The organism is Amnibacterium soli (genome assembly GCF_039544415.1).
Lineage (GTDB): Bacteria > Actinomycetota > Actinomycetes > Actinomycetales > Microbacteriaceae > Amnibacterium > Amnibacterium soli.
Genome location: NZ_BAABLP010000002.1, coordinates 346,479 through 360,877, shown reverse-complemented (window position 1 = coordinate 360,877; position 14,399 = coordinate 346,479). Strand labels below are relative to the sequence as shown.

The 14,399-nt window shown below is 73.8% G+C and carries 15 protein-coding genes; 9 read left to right on the top strand and 6 right to left on the bottom strand.

All coding sequences use genetic code 11. From position 1 onward, the window contains the following. Window positions 1-37 precede the first annotated feature (37 nt). Entirely contained in the window at window positions 38-880 is an 843-nt protein-coding gene (locus ABEA53_RS05745; RefSeq protein ID WP_345480067.1) for a DUF6882 domain-containing protein, read from the top strand. 10 nt (window positions 881-890) lie between these two features. Here ABEA53_RS05745 and ABEA53_RS05740 read toward each other — a convergent pair whose 3' ends face one another. Next, window positions 891-1,865, bottom strand: a complete 975-nt coding sequence (locus ABEA53_RS05740; protein ID WP_345480066.1) for an aldo/keto reductase — start codon at window positions 1,863-1,865, stop codon at window positions 891-893. Window positions 1,866-2,057: 192 nt separating this feature from the next. Between ABEA53_RS05740 and ABEA53_RS05735 the strand changes: the two genes are divergently transcribed. Further along, complete coding sequence (locus tag ABEA53_RS05735; protein WP_345480065.1) at window positions 2,058-3,098, top strand: diacylglycerol/lipid kinase family protein; 1,041 nt, start codon at window positions 2,058-2,060, stop codon at window positions 3,096-3,098. A gap of 69 nt (window positions 3,099-3,167) precedes the next feature. On the opposite strand, the gene ABEA53_RS05730 is transcribed toward ABEA53_RS05735, so the two are convergent. Together ABEA53_RS05730 and ABEA53_RS05725 are read right to left on the bottom strand one after the other, a co-directional pair. Continuing rightward, complete coding sequence (locus ABEA53_RS05730) at window positions 3,168-4,982, bottom strand: serine/threonine-protein kinase (protein ID WP_345480063.1); 1,815 nt, start codon at window positions 4,980-4,982, stop codon at window positions 3,168-3,170. A gap of 124 nt (window positions 4,983-5,106) precedes the next feature. Next, the gene (locus ABEA53_RS05725; RefSeq protein ID WP_345480062.1) at window positions 5,107-5,928 is read right to left on the bottom strand and encodes a carbohydrate-binding family 9-like protein; all 822 of its coding nucleotides are present in this window, start codon (window positions 5,926-5,928) and stop codon (window positions 5,107-5,109) included. 55 nt (window positions 5,929-5,983) lie between these two features. Here ABEA53_RS05725 and ABEA53_RS05720 point away from each other — a divergent pair, with 55 nt between their 5' ends. From ABEA53_RS05720 to ABEA53_RS05710, 3 genes are all read left to right on the top strand, one after another. Beyond that, window positions 5,984-6,544, top strand: coding sequence for a TetR/AcrR family transcriptional regulator (locus tag ABEA53_RS05720; protein ID WP_345480061.1), 561 nt, complete (start codon window positions 5,984-5,986; stop codon window positions 6,542-6,544). 69 nt (window positions 6,545-6,613) lie between these two features. Further along, window positions 6,614-7,645, top strand: coding sequence for a medium chain dehydrogenase/reductase family protein (locus tag ABEA53_RS05715; protein WP_345480060.1), 1,032 nt, complete (start codon window positions 6,614-6,616; stop codon window positions 7,643-7,645). 14 nt (window positions 7,646-7,659) lie between these two features. Further along, complete coding sequence (locus ABEA53_RS05710; protein ID WP_345480059.1) at window positions 7,660-8,166, top strand: cupin domain-containing protein; 507 nt, start codon at window positions 7,660-7,662, stop codon at window positions 8,164-8,166. A gap of 10 nt (window positions 8,167-8,176) precedes the next feature. Here ABEA53_RS05710 and ABEA53_RS05705 read toward each other — a convergent pair whose 3' ends face one another. Genes ABEA53_RS05705 through ABEA53_RS05695 form a run of 3 tightly spaced genes read right to left on the bottom strand, consistent with a single transcriptional unit; the run spans window position 8,177 to window position 10,046 of the window. Further along, the gene (locus ABEA53_RS05705; RefSeq protein ID WP_345480058.1) at window positions 8,177-8,362 is read right to left on the bottom strand and encodes a hypothetical protein; all 186 of its coding nucleotides are present in this window, start codon (window positions 8,360-8,362) and stop codon (window positions 8,177-8,179) included. A gap of 39 nt (window positions 8,363-8,401) precedes the next feature. Beyond that, entirely contained in the window at window positions 8,402-9,013 is a 612-nt protein-coding gene (locus tag ABEA53_RS05700; RefSeq protein WP_345480057.1) for a GNAT family N-acetyltransferase, read from the bottom strand. Window positions 9,014-9,035: 22 nt separating this feature from the next. Next, window positions 9,036-10,046: an N-acetylglucosamine kinase gene (locus tag ABEA53_RS05695; protein WP_345480056.1), complete on the bottom strand. Its 1,011-nt coding sequence runs from the start codon at window positions 10,044-10,046 to the stop codon at window positions 9,036-9,038. A 103-nt stretch (window positions 10,047-10,149) separates the two neighbouring features. On the opposite strand from ABEA53_RS05695, the gene ABEA53_RS05690 reads away from it, so the two are divergent. The 4 genes from ABEA53_RS05690 (at window position 10,150) to ABEA53_RS05675 (ending at window position 14,399) form a co-directional block, all read left to right on the top strand. Next, window positions 10,150-11,160 (top strand): MurR/RpiR family transcriptional regulator, encoded by a 1,011-nt coding sequence (locus ABEA53_RS05690; RefSeq protein ID WP_345480055.1) that lies wholly within the window; start codon window positions 10,150-10,152, stop codon window positions 11,158-11,160. Continuing rightward, window positions 11,157-11,915 carry a sugar isomerase domain-containing protein gene (locus ABEA53_RS05685; protein WP_345480054.1) on the top strand — a complete coding sequence of 253 codons (759 nt, stop codon included), beginning with the start codon at window positions 11,157-11,159 and terminating at the stop codon, window positions 11,913-11,915. Before ABEA53_RS05690 ends, ABEA53_RS05685 begins: the two co-directional genes overlap by 4 nt. A 76-nt stretch (window positions 11,916-11,991) precedes the next feature. Further along, window positions 11,992-13,407 carry an N-acetylglucosamine/diacetylchitobiose ABC transporter substrate-binding protein gene (gene ngcE, locus ABEA53_RS05680; protein WP_345480053.1) on the top strand — a complete coding sequence of 472 codons (1,416 nt, stop codon included), beginning with the start codon at window positions 11,992-11,994 and terminating at the stop codon, window positions 13,405-13,407. Continuing rightward, the gene (locus ABEA53_RS05675) at window positions 13,404-14,399 is read left to right on the top strand and encodes a carbohydrate ABC transporter permease (RefSeq protein ID WP_345480052.1); all 996 of its coding nucleotides are present in this window, start codon (window positions 13,404-13,406) and stop codon (window positions 14,397-14,399) included. The genes ngcE and ABEA53_RS05675 overlap by 4 nt, the downstream gene beginning before the upstream one ends.

Here is a 14,399-nt window from a genome sequence, read left to right as displayed (position 1 = left end):
CGGGGAGCCGCCGAGCGGGCCCGTTACGGTGCGACGCATGACCGATCCCGGCCTGACCGAGACCGAGCTCACCGAAGGGCTGCTCGCGCCCGGCGCGACCGAGTCCCCGGCGCTCGCCGCCCTGGTCGACGACGTCGCGATCCTGTCCACCGAGCAGCAGGAGCACGTCGCCGCCCTGCACGGCGAGGACCGCTGGAACGTGGACGCGGTCACGCAGCAGTTCACGTTCACCGCGCCGAACGGCACCGCGCTCGTGTGCCGCGCGCACCTGCTGGGCACCGCCGCGCCGGGCCCGGGCAGCTGGCTGTGGGGCTGGGTGAACGCGAACGGCTTCCCGGACGCGTTCTTCGAGCGGTCGGAGGCGGTGCGCGTCGCCACCGCGGCGCCGGAGCTGATCGAGCCCGAGGTGCCGCTCGCCGCGGGGCTCCCGCTGCGGCTCACCCTGGCTGCGAAGGCCGTCACCGGGATCCGCGCCCACTACTCCGCGCCCGTCGGCGGCGGCACGCGCGTCTGGCTGCTCATCGAGCACCCCGACCTGGTGCTGCCCGCGCCGACCGTCGTCCGCACGCTGGAGGCGGTCCGCGTGACGGTCGAGAGCGTGCAGCTGACCGACCACCGCGCGGCTGTCCACGCGTGGGCGCGGCACCGCGATGTCCCGGCGGCGGCCGTCGAGCCGGAGCAGGACCTCGCGCCGGCGACGGTCGCGGTCCGGCTGCAGCTGAGCGACGGCGAGGTGGTCGTCGGCTTCGACGAGGCGGGCCGGATCGTGAACCTGCGTGCGACGGCGCGGGCCGCCGAGGACGGGCCGGCGGAGCCCGGTGCGTCCCCGGCGGCCGAGCGGCCGCGCGGCTTCCTGTCGCGGCTGCTCGGCCGCGACTAGCGCGACCAGGTCAGTCGCGGTACCAGTTGCGCTCCCAGCGGTGGCGCGCAAGCGCCTCCCGCTGCTCGGCCGGCAGGGCGCCCCGGTCGCTCGTCGCAGCGTTCCGCTCGACGTTGCGGACGGTGCGCATGCCGGCGATGACGGTCGACACCGCGGGGTGCGCGAGCACGTAGCGCAGGGCCAGGTCGGGCACCGCGTCGCCGTCGACGCCGAGGTCCTGCGTCAGCGCCCGCACGTGCTGCTCCACCTGGGCGGGGCGGTCGCCGCCGAAGAACGTGGCGCGGAAGTCGCCCTCCTCGAACGTGGTGTCCGCGGTGATGCGGCCGGTCAGCCCGCCCTCGTCGAGGGCGACGCGGACGATGACCCCGACGCCGTGCTCCTGGCACGCGGGCAGCAGCCGCGACTCCGGCTGCTGGTGGAACACGTTGTAGATGACCTGCACGGTCTCGACGACGCCGGACTCGATGAGCGCGAGCGCGTTCTCCGGCTCGTAGTCGTTGATCGAGACGCCGAAGTGCCCGATCTTCCCCTCCTCCTTCAGCGCCTGGACCGTCTCGAGCCAGTCGCCCCTCCCGACCCACTCGTCGGACCAGACGTGGAACTGCAGCACGTCGAAGGACTCGAGGCCGCTGGCGCGCAGGCTCTCCTCGACGCTCGCGCGGATGTGGTCGCCGGGGAAGGCGTCCTCGACGGCGACGCCGCTGCGCGCCGGCCACTGCCCGTTCCTCGGCGGCACCTTCGTCGCCACGATCAGGCCCTCGCCGGCGTGCTCGCGCAGCACGCGGCCGACGAGCTCCTCGCTGCGGCCGTAGCCGCGCGCGGTGTCGATGAACGTGCCGCCCAGCTCGATGAACCGCTCGAGCGCCTGCAGCGACTCGTCGTCCCTCGCGCCGACCCAGCCGCCGCCGGGGCCACCGATGCCCCACGCGCCGTAGCCGATGTCGGACACCTGCAGGCCGGTGCGGCCCAGCTCGCGGTACTCCATGGACGTCTCCTTCGATCGTGCTCCTCGCACCGTATGCGGTGCAGTCGGGGGAGGCGTCGGCCGCGAGCCCGCACGTCGGCCGCCGTGCAGCGGATGCGCAGGGTCCACGCTGCACAAGCGGGTCACATCTTCAGGGGGCGTCCGTCATGCTTGCGCACCGATCCAGATGCCCCGGACCGGAACGAGGACCGCGTGACCGACTCCAGCGACACGACCCGGCGCAAGCTCGCCGCCGTCGTCTACAACCCGATCAAGATCGACCTCGACGCCGTGAAGCGGGTCGTCGCGGCGGAGGAGCAGGCGGCGGGCTGGGAGCCGACGCTCTGGTTCGAGACCTCGAAGGAGGATCCGGGCGGCGGCCAGGCGAAGCAGGCGCTCGAGGCCGGCGCCGGCGTCGTGATCGCGGCGGGCGGCGACGGCACGGTCCGCGCGGTCGCCGAGGTCGTCGAGGGCACCGACGCCGCCCTCGCGCTGCTGCCCTCCGGCACGGGCAACCTGCTCGCGCGCAACCTGTCGCTGACGCTGAACGACCTCGAGCACTCGCTGCACTCCGCGTTCGCCGGCGGCGACCGCTCGATCGACGTCGGGCTGACCGACATCTACCGCGAGGACGGCAGCCACACCCGCCACGCGTTCCTCGTGATGGCCGGCTTCGGCATCGACGCGAAGATGCTCGCCGCGACCGACGACGAGCTCAAGGCGAAGGTCGGCTGGCTCGCCTACGTGAAGGCGTTCGGCCAGGTGCTGCGCGACAAGAACCGCCTCCGCCTGCGCTTCAAGCTCGACGGCGAGGACGTGCGCCGCATGAGCGCGCACACGCTGATCATCGGCAACGCGGGCTCGCTGCCCGGCAACATCCTGCTGCTGCCCGAAGCGGCGGTCGACGACGGCCTGCTCGACATCGTGATCATGCGGCCCGAGCAGCTGGTCGGCTGGATCCAGATCTTCACGAAGGTGCTGTGGGAGAACGGCGTGCTCGGCCGGGTGCCCTTCCTCCGCCGCTTCCGCACGCGCGAGGTGAAGGCCCTGAACTACCTGCGCGGCAAGGTCCTGCGCGTGCGGCTGAACCACCCGGAGGAGATCGAGCTCGACGGCGACCCCTTCGGCAAGGCGATCGGCATGGTGACGCGCGTCGCCGAGCGCGGGCTCACCGTGCGGGTGCCGGCCGACGTCGCCGAGTCGCCGGAGACCCCCGCGGAGGAGCAGCAGCCGCTCGCCGAGGCCGACGCGTAGCCCGGCCGTCGTCGGCCCGCTGCGGGTGGCTCCGGCCGCCCGCTGCGGGCCGCTTCCGTCCGCGGACGGTCAGCCGACGGACGAGTCCGCGATCTTCAGCACGCCGCCCTGCTCCACGAGCCGGAACGTCGTGACCTCGACGCTGGTGCCGCTGCTGCGGCGGTAGGTGAGCGTCGCCCGGACCAGGTCCGCACCGACCTGCCGCACGTTCGTCGCCGTCACGGACTGCACCGGGGCCCAGAACGAGTCGAAGCCCTGGCGGCCGCCGGCGTGGTTCTTCTGGTAGTCCGACGTCAGCTGCGACCACGCGGCCGACGTGTTCCGCGGCACGAGCGTGTAGTACCGCTGGACGGTCGCCACCGGCGTCGCCGTGACCGGCGGGGCTGCGGTGCGGCTCGGCGCCGCGGTCGGGCTCGGCGCGACGGGGGTGGGCGCGGGGCTCGACGGCGGTGCCGTCCGGCTCGGCGTCGACGTCGCCGACGGACTCGCGCTCGTGCTCGCCGACGACGGCGGGGCGGAGGGGGAGGCGGCGACCGAGCGGGTCGCCGCGGCGGCCGGCGCGCTCCGCGTCGGATCGGGGTCGCTGCCGGGCTGCAGGGCGCGGACGAGCCCGAAGCCGCCGAGCGCCAGCACGACGAGCGCTGCGAGGACGCCGAGCAGCACGCCGCGCCGGCGGCGACGGACGGGCGGCCCGGCGGCGGGCTCCGCGTCGGGCTCCGTGCCGGGCGGCTCGGCGGGCGGCGCTGCGGCAGGGACGCCCTCGCGGGTCGGTGCGAGCAGGGTCGGTGACGGCCGGGTCGGCGCCTCGAGCGGCGTGGCGGCCTGGGCGGTGGCACCGGCGGCAGCGGCCCCCGCCGCAGCGGGCGCGAGGTCCTCGGAGTCGGGCGTCGTCGAGGGCTCGGCGGGCGCGGGCGCAGGGACCGCGTCCGCCACGAGGGTCGACGTCGCCTCGCCGGCGACCGGGACCCAGGCGGTGGGCGCCTCGGGGTCGTCGATCGCGGCGTCCTGGTCCGGGGCCGCGTCCGAGACGAGCTGCAGCGTCGGCACGGCGGCGTCGCCGGCCTGCTCCTGCACGGCGACGAGCCGCCGCGCCACCTCCCGCATGGTCGGCCGCGCCTCCGGGTCCGAGCCCATCATCTGCAGCAGCAGCGGCCCGAGCGCGCCGCTGTCCTTGGGGGCCTGGAACCCGCCGGAGGCGACGCGGTGCAGCACGGCGATGGAGTTCGGGTCCTCGCCGAACGGGGCGCGCCCCTCCGACGCCGCGTACAGCGTCGACGCGAGCGAGAAGACGTCGGAGGCGAAGGTCGACTCGTCGCCGCGGGCGACCTCGGGCGCGAGGTAGGCGGGCGTGCCGTGCACGAAGCCGGTGGAGGTGAGCGTCGCGTCGCCGAGCGCGTGCGAGATGCCGAAGTCGCTGAGCAGGGCGGAACCATCGGCGTCGGCGATCAGGATGTTGCCGGGCTTCACGTCGCGGTGCACGATGCCGAGCGCGTGCGCGGCGGCGAGGGCGGATGCGACCTCCGCGCCGATGCGCGCGACCTCGCCCACGGGCAGCGGTCCGCGGCGCTTGATGAGCGCGGACAGCGGCTCCGACGGCACGTACTGCATCACCAGGCAGGGCTCGCCGTCGTGCTCGACCGCGTCGAACACGGGGACCGCGTGCGGGTGGTGGAGGCGGGCGGTGATCCGCGCCTCGCGCATCGCGCGCTGCTTGGCGAGCTCGGTCTCGTCCTCGGTGACGCCGGGCTGCAGGCGCAGCTGCTTCACCGCGACGGGGCGCTGCAGCAGCTCGTCCCGGGCCTCCCACACGACACCCATGCCGCCCGCGGCGATGCGGCGCTGCAGCCGGTAGCGGCCGGCGATCAGATCCTCCGGAGCACCCACCGATTCCGCCTCCGAGGACCGCCGTTCACGTGGCGGCCATGGTACGGGAGCCCCTCCCGCCGGGACCCGGCCGACGGTCAGGCGGAAACGAGCCGGGTCTCCGCTCGCAGGATCCCGAGCGGCGTCAGACCGCGGCGGCCCCGGGCGGCGGCTCGGACGAGAACCGGATGCGGGGGAACAGCTCGGGGATGTGCGAGTCCCAGACGCCGTGCGGGCTCCACGCCCAGCCGCCCGAGTCGTCGGGGGAGGCGCGGCGCGTGTTGAAGCGCGAGAGGGCGATCCGCCACTCGTCGCCGTCGCGCGGCGGCAGGGCGCGCCCGTCGGGCTCAGCCAGCACTCCGAGCGCGGCCCACGGGACCGCGATCTCGACCCGCCAGCCGCGGTCGACGACCCGGTCGTCGTTGATCGTGCCGTCGACGTGCACCGCGGTGCGCAGGCCCGGCAGGTCGTAGCCCCAGAAGCCGGTCCGGGGACCGCGCGGGTGGCCGGAGAGGCCCACCCCGTCGAACGGCGCCGCCTGCGGGTGGTCGCGCCGCAGGGCGGGCACGCCGTCGTAGTCGGCCCTCCCGTAGGCCTCGTCCCACACGAACAGCACTTCGTAGACGGTGTTGAACGCGTTCACCTCGAGCTCGTAGTACGCGTCGGCGCCGGCGATGAACAGCTCCACGTCGTCGTCGAGCCAGATGTGCGCGTCGCGCTCGGTGAGCGTCGCCGTCACCTGCGGCTGCTCGAGCCAGAACCCGACGTGCAGGTGCTCGTCGTCCCACAGGATCGCGGCGGACGTGTCGAGCGCCGTCGGGGCGCCGCTCACCAGGTCGACGAAGCGGGGCGAGCGGGGTGCGGCGCGCCAGCACGCCGCCTCGAGCCGGCCGTCGCCGTCGGGCGGGGTCGCCGCGCGATGGGCGGTGTACGTCGGCACCTCGTGGACCGGGCGGGGCAGCTGCACGCGTGCATCCTGCCGCGCCTTGCTCTCGTCAGACAGTGAGTGTACGGTCACTCACATGCCGGAGCCCACGATCACCCTGAGCACCGCGGACGAGCGGCGGCGCACGGTCGTCGACGCCGCGATCGCCGTGTTCGCCCGTACCGGGTACGCCGCGACGCCGGTCGCCGCGGTCGCCGAGCAGGCCGGCATCTCGACCGCGTACGTCTTCAAGCTCTACTCGGGCAAGGAGGCGCTGTTCGTCGCGGCGCTCGAGCGGTGCTTCGTCCGCGTCGTGGACGCGCTGCGCATCGGTGCCGATGCGAGCCGTTCGAGCGACCCGGCCGCGGTCCTCGACGCCATGGGGGAGGCGTACGCCCGGCTCATAACCGACCGCTCCCTGCTCATGCTGCAGGTGCACGCCATGTCCGCCGCCGACGTGCCCGCCATCGCGCAGGCGCTCCGCGCCGGGCTCGAGCGGGTCACCGCGTTCGCGGGCGAGCGCAGCGGCGCGCCGTCGGCCGCGGTGCAGCGCTTCCTCGCCTACGGACAGCTCTGCCACCTGATCGTGGCCACCGGGCTCACCGCGGAGGACGGCGAGTGGGCCGGCCTCATCGCCGACGGCATCCGCCACTACTGACACCACCCGCCTCGCCGCCTGCTGCGATCGCTGCGGGTGAGTGAGCGAACAATCACCGAGGAGTGCACCATGTCCACCAGCACCACCACCCGCATCGTCCTGCCCGGGATCGTGGAGCCCGAGGGTCTCGTCCTGGAGTCCGTGCCGACGCCTGCGCCCGCCGCGGACGAGGTGCTCGTCGACGTGGAGGCGAGCGGCGTCTCCTTCGCCGAGCAGAGCATGCGGCGCGGCCGCTACCCCGGCCAGCCGGCCTTCCCCTTCGTTCCCGGCTACGACCTGGTCGGCCGCGTGCGCGCGGTCGGCCCCGCCGGCGACCCCGCGCTCGTCGGTCGTCGCGTGGCCGTCGCGACGAAGACCGGCGGCTGGGCGACCCGGGCGATCGTGCCCGCGGCCGACCTGGTGCCCGTGCCGGAGGGGGTCGACGCGGATGCGGCGGAGGCGGTCGTCGTCAACGGGCTCACCGCGTGGCAGATGCTCGTCCGGACCGCCCGCGTCCGGCCCGGAGGCACGGTGCTGGTGCACGGGGCCAGCGGCGGTGTCGGCACCGTGCTCGTGCAGCTGGCGCGGGTCCGCGGGCTCCGCGTCATCGGCACGGCGTCGACGCGGCACCACGACGCGCTGCGGGCGCTCGGCGTGGATCCCGTCGACAACCGGGCGGGGGACCCGTACGCGGCGGTGCGGCGCCTGGCGCCGGAGGGGGTGGACGCCGTCTTCGACCACCTCGGGCTCGAGAGCGCACGGCACTCGTTCCGCCTGCTCCGCCGTGGCGGAGCCCTGGTCGTCTACGGCACCGCCGTCGAGAAGGACACCGACACCTCGGTCCTGTCGCTGTTCGCCGCGATGCTGTCGCGGATCGCGCTCTGGAACCTGCTGCCGAACGGGCGGCGGGCCTCGTTCTACGACTTCTGGGGCGGCCGCCGCTTCCGGCCCGCCGCGTTCCGGCGCCGTCAGCACGAGGACCTCGCGGCCGTGTTCGCCCTCGTCGCGGACGGTACGGTCGTGCCGCACATCGCCGCGCGGTTCCCGCTCGAGCGGGCCGCGGAGGCGCTCGCCCTCGCCGAGTCCCGCACCGTCCGCGGCAAGGTCGTGATCGTGCCGTGAGACCGGGAGGCGGGATGCGCACCGCGCAGCAGTGGATCGACGAGCTCGGGCTGCAGCCGCTGCCCGGCGAGTCCGGCTGGTGGGCGCCCGCCTCCGCGTCCGAGACCGCCGTGCGTGCCGGGGAGCGGGAGCTGCCCGCCTTCACCGCGATCCACTACCTGCTCGACGCGGCGCGGCCGGTGAACGTCTGGCATCGGCTCGAGCCCGACGACACCCACGTGCTCGTCGACGGCGGTCCGGTCGAGTACGTGATCCTCACGGACGGCAGGCCGCCCCAGCGGCTCGTGCTCGGTCGGGACGTCGCGGCCGGGCAGACCCCGGTCGTCACCGCCCCGGCGGGGTCCTGGAAGGGCCTCCGGCTGCTCGACCCGGCCGGCTTCGCGCTGATGGCGACCGTCGTGACGCCCGGCTGGACGGAGGACCGCGTGCGGATCGGGCTGCCCGAGGAGGAGGCGGCGCGCTGGACCGGCGCGGCGCCGTGGCTCACCGCGGACCTCGTCGAGCGGCTGAACCGCCCCTGAGCGGGACCGGTCAGAAGTCCGTCGCGCACGTCCGGCATCGGAAGCGCGGGGCGTCGTCCGCCACCAGGCAGCCGCCGAGGGCGATGTCCGGGTCGTCGAACAGCTCGGGCGCGGGCAGCCCGTAGGCGATCCGGCGCGGGTCGCCGGCACCGCACACCGGGCACGCCCGCCCCCGTCGTGCGCCCCGCTGCTCCATCAGCAGGACGGTACGCGCGAGCGGGGACATCGCGGGCCGTCAGGCCCCGGCGGTCCGCCGCCCCATCCAGATCGTGTGCTCGTCGCGCTCGAGCTCCGCGAAGCCGAGGTGCCCGTAGAGGCCGATCGCGTTCGCGTTCCGGGGGCTCACGCCGAGGTGCACGCCGGGCACCTCCACCGCGCCCAGCCGGGTGCACAGGTCGTCGATCAGCACCCGGGCGAACCCGAGCCCGCGCAGCCGGTCGAGGAAGTCGATGTGGAGGTGCGCGGGGTAGTCGCCCAGCAGCGCCGACGGCGAGGCGGGCGGCGCCACGAACCGCGCCGCGACATCGCGGTCGGCGGGGGAGAGGTCCGGCGAGTCGGCGGGATGGTCGGCACGCAGCGGAGGCCACCACTCGGCGCCCGCCCACCGCTCGAACGCCGCCGTCGACGGCACGGCGAGCAGGTAGCCGGCGACGCCCTGCGCGTCCACCACCGCGCGGCACCACTCGGGCGCGAAGGCCAGGTACGGCCCCGCCCACACGTGACCGAGCAGCTCGGGCGTCGGCCGCCGCGCCGCGATCTGCTCGGGCGTGAACCCGGTCTCGAAGCAGATCCGGTAGATCGCGGGCGCGTCGGAGCGGCGCGGCGCGCGGACGGTCGGGGTCGCCATGGTCGAAGCGTAGGAGGCGGCGTCAGACGCGAGGCGACCAGGCGGCCGCCGCGGCGCGGACGCCGCTCGCCAGCCGAGCGAACCGGTCGGCGTCCACCTCGACCCCTCCGGCGCGCAGTGCGAGCACCGCGGCGCCGACGAGCCCGTCGGCCACGGGCACGGGCGAGGCGCCGCCCGCGGCGTCGAGCAGGGGCGCGGCGAGCGCGGGGTCGGCGCGCAGGACGCCCTCGATCAGCACGCTGCCGCCGACCACGAGCGGGCCGTGCGACTGGTGGCCGCGCACGCGGGCGAGCAGCGCGGCGAGGGCGGCGACCGCGTCCTGCACGATGCCGCGCGCCACCGGGTCCTCGTCCGCGAGCGCGAAGGCGAGGGGCGCGAAGCCGGACAGCTGCACGGGCGGCAGCTCGTAGAGCACGTGCACGAGCCGGTTCATCACCGGCGGTCTGCCCTCGACGGGCACCCGGTCGCCGTCGTCCTCGAGCCCGACCGCCTCGAGCAGCGCGGGCGTCAGGCGGGTGGTCGGGCCGCCGTCGAGGTCGTCCACCACGGCGCGCGCGACGCGGTGGCCGACGGCGAAGCCCGACCCGGCGTCGCCGAGCAGCCAGCCGGTGCCGTCGACGACGCGGGCGAGCCGGCCGTCGCGGATCACGCCGCCGATCGCGCCGGTCCCGGCGATCAGCGCGGCGCCCTCGGTCTCGTGCGTGCCGGAGGCGAAGAGGGCCAGCAGGTCGCCCGCGGGCCGCACCGGCACGCGGACGCCGAGCGGGGCGATCCGCCCCTCGATCCCCGGCAGGTAGTCCTCGTGGCCGCCCGCGTGGGCGAGCAGGACGACCTCGACGGCGCCGCCCGATCCGCCGCTCGCGGCCAGCGCCTGCTCGATCGCGGACGCCACCGCGGCGGCCGCCGGGCCGGCTCCGCGCGAGGTCGGATTGCCGCCCGCGGCCCGTCCGTAGCCCCGGCAGCGGCCCTCGGCGTCGACGAGGACGGCGCGGCTGGAGGTGCCTCCGGCATCGATCCCGAGGAACTCACGCATCGTTACTTGAACGAAACACGAACGCCACATGACGAGCCTATGGTGAAACCAGATCTCAGGCGAAGGCGCCCGAGGGTGAAACAGATTCTGCAAAGGGCTGCTCATGACCGGTACGGTTCCACCGCACGTCGAGGTCGATGACGACGCCCCCGCCACCGCGGTCCAGAACCGGATCCGCGCCCGCTGGGCCGAGCTGCCCGCCGCGACGCTCCGCGTCGCGCAGGTCGTGCTCGACGACCCGCGCCTCGTGCTCGACCTGCCGATCAACGAGCTGGCCGAGCGCGCCGGCACCTCCGCCGCCACGGTCACCCGGTTCTGCCGCCAGGTCGGCTACTCCGGCTACGTCGCCCTGCGGATGAGCGTGGCGACCGAGGTCGGGCGCACCTCCGCCCGCCCCGCCGCAGCCGACATCGGGCGGGCGTTCGGGCCCGACGACGCCGCGGAGGACGTGCGCAGCACGCTGCTCGTCGGCGCGATCCGGAGCATGCAGCAGACCGCCGAGTCGATCGACCTCGAGGTGCTCCGCACCCTCGCCGAGGCGATCACCCGCAGCCGGCACGTGGACCTGTACGGCGTCGGCAGCAGCGCCCTCGCGGCGGACGGGCTCGCCACGCGCCTCTACCGGATCGGCGTCTCCTGCAACGTCTGGTCCGAGGTGCACGCCGGCCTCACGAGCGCGGTGGTGCAGGACGAGGAGTGCGTCGCGATCGGCTACTCGCACACCGGCCGCACCGCCGAGACGATCCAGATGCTGCGGGAGGCGGGCCGGGCCGGCGCCCTCACGGTCGCGGTCACGAACGACCCGGCCTCGCCCCTCGCGGCGGAGGCGGAGCTCGTCGTCCAGACCTCGGCGTTCGAGCAGTTCCTGCAGCCCGACGACCTCGCGGCGTACTACAGCCAGGTCTACGTCGGCGACCTGCTCTACGTGCTCACCGCGCAGGTCGACTTCGCGCGGTCCAGCCGGCACCTCGCCGCCTCCGCCCTCGCCGTCGGCCCGCACCGCGCAGGCGGGGTGCCCGTGCGCCTCGCGCAGCCCGACCCCCGCGCCGGCGCGACCCCGCCGCGCGCCCCCAGAGCCGCCCCGACCGACACCACGCAGAGGAACGCCGTATGACCGACTTCACCACCGCCCTGCACGACTTCGCCGCCGAGGTGCGCACCCGGCTCGCCGCGCTCGAGGACCTCGCCGCCGGCGGCGGCTTCGACGCCGCGATCGACCTGCTCACCGACGCGATCACCTCAGGCGGCGTGCTCTACGCCTTCGGCACCGGCCACTCGGAGGCCTTCGCGATGGAGATCGCGGGGCGCGCCGGCGGCCTGATCCCGACGAAGAAGATCGCGCTGCGGGACCTCGCGCTGCAGGGCGACCTGCCGATCGCGGAGCTGAAGGGCGCGAACCTCGAGCGCAACCCCGACGTGGCCGACCGGCTGTTCGAGATCGCGGAGGTCGGCCCCCACGACGTCGTGCTGATCGCCTCCAACTCCGGCGTGAACGGCTCGATCGTCGGCTTCGCCCTCGCCGCGAAGCGCGCGGGCAACCCGGTGATCGCCGTGACGTCCTACGACCACACGATGCAGGTGCAGCCGAAGCACCCGAGCGGCTCGCGGCTGAAGGACATCGCCGACGTCGCGATCGACAACCTCGCGCCCTACGGCGACGCCTCGATCACCATCGGTGCGGACGTGCCCGTCGGCGCCGTCTCCTCCATCACCGCGGCGTTCATCGCGCAGGTCCTCACGCTCGGCGTCGCCGAGCGGTTCGTGGCAAAGGGCGAGACCGCGCCCCTCTACCTCTCGGCGAACATCCCCGGCGGCGACGAGCACAACGTCGCGCTCGAGCAGCAGTACGGCATCTCCCGCACCGCCTGATCCCTCCCACAGCGCACCACCGACCGCACCACCGACCGCACCACCCCAGCAGCAGCACCAGGAAGAAGGAAGAAGCATGAACGACCAGACCCCAGTGATGCACCGGCGGACCTTCCTCCGCGGCGCACTCCTCGCCGGCATCGCCCTGCCGCTCGCGGGCACGCTCGCGTCGTGCGCGGCCGGCGGCGCGAGCAGCACCTCCTCGGCGGACTCGGGCGGCGCGAAGAGCGCGAAGAACCCCTTCGGCGTCGCCGCGAAGTCGACGGTCGCCGCGTCGATCTTCAACGGCGGCTACGGCACCGACTACGTCGACTTCGCCGCGGGCGTCATGAAGAAGCAGGCGGAGGGGGTGGTCGCGTCGGTCACGCCCGTGACCAACGTCGCCCAGTCCCTGCAGCCGAAGTTCGTCGCGGGCAACCCGCCCGACCTCATCGACAACAGCGGCGCGAACGCGATCGGCATCTCGACGATCCGCAACCAGCTCGCCGAGCTGTCCGACGTGATCGCCGCGAACAACTACGAGGGCACGAAGATCGCGGACACCCTCTACACGGGCGTCACCAAGCCGGGCACGATCGACGGGAAGCTCCTCGTCCTCAACTACGTGCTGACGGTCTACGCGCTCTGGTACTCGAAGTCGCTGTTCGACGCCAACGGCTGGACCGTGCCGAAGACGTGGGACGAGGCGTACGACCTCGGCGTGAAGGCCAAGGCGAAGGGCAAGTACCTGTTCGTCTGGGGCAAGGAGGCGGCGACGTACTACCAGACCCTCGCGATCGCCTCCGCGATCAAGGAGGGCGGCGACGAGATCCGCCTGTCGCTCGAGAACCTCGAGAAGGATTGCTGGTCGAAGCCGGCCGTGCAGTCCGTGTTCAAGGGGATGAAGAAGATCATCGACGCCGGCTTCTTCAAGCCTGGCGGCGCGGGCACGCAGTTCACCGCCGCGCAGGCGCAGTGGTCGAACGACGAGGCCGCACTGCTCTACCCCTCGGGCTCGTGGATCGAGAACGAGATGAAGAAGCAGACGAAGACCGACTTCAAGATGACGGGCGCTCCAGAGCTCACCGTCTCGTCGAGCCCGAAGCTGCCCTACGAGGCGATGCACTCCACGGCCGGCGAGCCCTTCGTCGTGCCGTCGAAGGGCAGCAACGTGGCGGGCGGCAAGGAGCTGCTGCGCGCGATGCTGTCGAAGGAGGCCGCGACGAACTTCGCGAAGACGCGGCTGACGCCGTCGATCGTGAAGGGCACCGTCCCCGCGGACGGCTTCGGCTCCACGGCCCTCGTGTCGCAGTCGGCGCTGCTCGACGCCGCCGGCTCGAACGTGTTCTCGTGGAACTTCGTCGACCTCTACGGGACGAACACGGATCAGCTCGTGGTCTGGAACACCTTCCTCTCCGGCAAGTCGTCGGTCGCGCAGCTGACGAAGAGCCTGCAGGACATCACCGACAAGGTCGCGAACGACGACTCGGTCACGAAGGTCAAGGTGTCGTGACCGTCCTGACCCGCACGGCTCCGACGACGGGCGGCCCCACGCGGGCCGCCCGCCGGCGGCGGCGCCTCACCTTCGACAAGGTGTCGTTCGCGCTGGTGTTCCTCGGGGTGCCGCTGGCCGTCTACGCGGTGCTCGTGCTGTCGCCGTTCGTGCAGGCGGTGTACTACTCGCTGACCAGCTGGAGCGGGTTCGACTCGTCGATGACGTTCATCGGCCTGGCCAACTACGTGAACGCCTTCCAGGACGACGTCTTCACGACGTCGGTGCGCAACAGCGTGACGCTCGTGCTCGTGCTGCCGATCGTGATCATCGCGATCGCCATCGCGCTCGCGTCGCTCGTCACGATCGGCGGCTCGTCGTCGGGACCGGTGCGCGGCGTGAAGGGCGGCGAGTTCTACCGGATCCTGCTCTTCTTCCCCTACATCATCCCGGCCATCGCGGTCGCGATCATGTGGGGCCAGATCTACGACCCGAGCAACGGCCTGCTGAACGGCCTGCTCACCTCCCTGGGGCTGAAGGGCTTCGCGTCCTACCCCTGGCTCGGCGACGCCCGCACCGCCATGGCGGCGACCATGTTCGTGATGGTCTGGGCGTCCGTCGGCTTCTACGTCGTGATCTTCGTCGCGGCGATCAAGGCGCTGCCCGCCGAGATCTTCGAGGCGGCGCGTCTGGACGGCGCAGGCCGCTTCCGCATCGCGACCCGCATCACGGTGCCGATGCTGCGGGCCAACATCCGCACCTCGCTGATCTACACCGGCATCTTCTCGCTCGACGCGTTCGTGTTCATGTCGGGGCTGAACGCGGGCGGCGGGCCGCAGAACTCGACGCTCGTGATCTCGCAGGAGCTGTTCAAGACCGCGTTCACCAAGGGCCAGTTCGGCTACGCGTGCGCCATGGGCGTCGTGCTCGCCGCGATCACCCTGCTGTTCGCCGGCGTCGTCTTCCTCGTCGACCGCCTCACGGGCGGTCGCGAGGACCTGATGGAGGAGTGA

What these genes read in the sequence shown, in the direction of transcription:
- ABEA53_RS05705 (WP_345480058.1), bottom strand. Translation starts at nt 8,362, where the DNA reads ATGGAGCAGCGGGGCGCACGACGGGGGCGGGCGTGCCCGGTGTGCGGT.
- ABEA53_RS05745 (WP_345480067.1), top strand. Translation starts at nt 38, where the DNA reads ATGACCGATCCCGGCCTGACCGAGACCGAGCTCACCGAAGGGCTGCTC.
- ABEA53_RS05715 (WP_345480060.1), top strand. Translation starts at nt 6,614, where the DNA reads ATGTCCACCAGCACCACCACCCGCATCGTCCTGCCCGGGATCGTGGAG.
- ABEA53_RS05740 (WP_345480066.1), bottom strand. Translation starts at nt 1,865, where the DNA reads ATGGAGTACCGCGAGCTGGGCCGCACCGGCCTGCAGGTGTCCGACATC.
- ABEA53_RS05690 (WP_345480055.1), top strand. Translation starts at nt 10,150, where the DNA reads ATGACCGGTACGGTTCCACCGCACGTCGAGGTCGATGACGACGCCCCC.
- ABEA53_RS05685 (WP_345480054.1), top strand. Translation starts at nt 11,157, where the DNA reads ATGACCGACTTCACCACCGCCCTGCACGACTTCGCCGCCGAGGTGCGC.
- ABEA53_RS05695 (WP_345480056.1), bottom strand. Translation starts at nt 10,046, where the DNA reads ATGCGTGAGTTCCTCGGGATCGATGCCGGAGGCACCTCCAGCCGCGCC.
- ngcE (WP_345480053.1), top strand. Translation starts at nt 11,992, where the DNA reads ATGAACGACCAGACCCCAGTGATGCACCGGCGGACCTTCCTCCGCGGC.
- ABEA53_RS05720 (WP_345480061.1), top strand. Translation starts at nt 5,984, where the DNA reads ATGCCGGAGCCCACGATCACCCTGAGCACCGCGGACGAGCGGCGGCGC.
- ABEA53_RS05710 (WP_345480059.1), top strand. Translation starts at nt 7,660, where the DNA reads ATGCGCACCGCGCAGCAGTGGATCGACGAGCTCGGGCTGCAGCCGCTG.
- ABEA53_RS05700 (WP_345480057.1), bottom strand. Translation starts at nt 9,013, where the DNA reads ATGGCGACCCCGACCGTCCGCGCGCCGCGCCGCTCCGACGCGCCCGCG.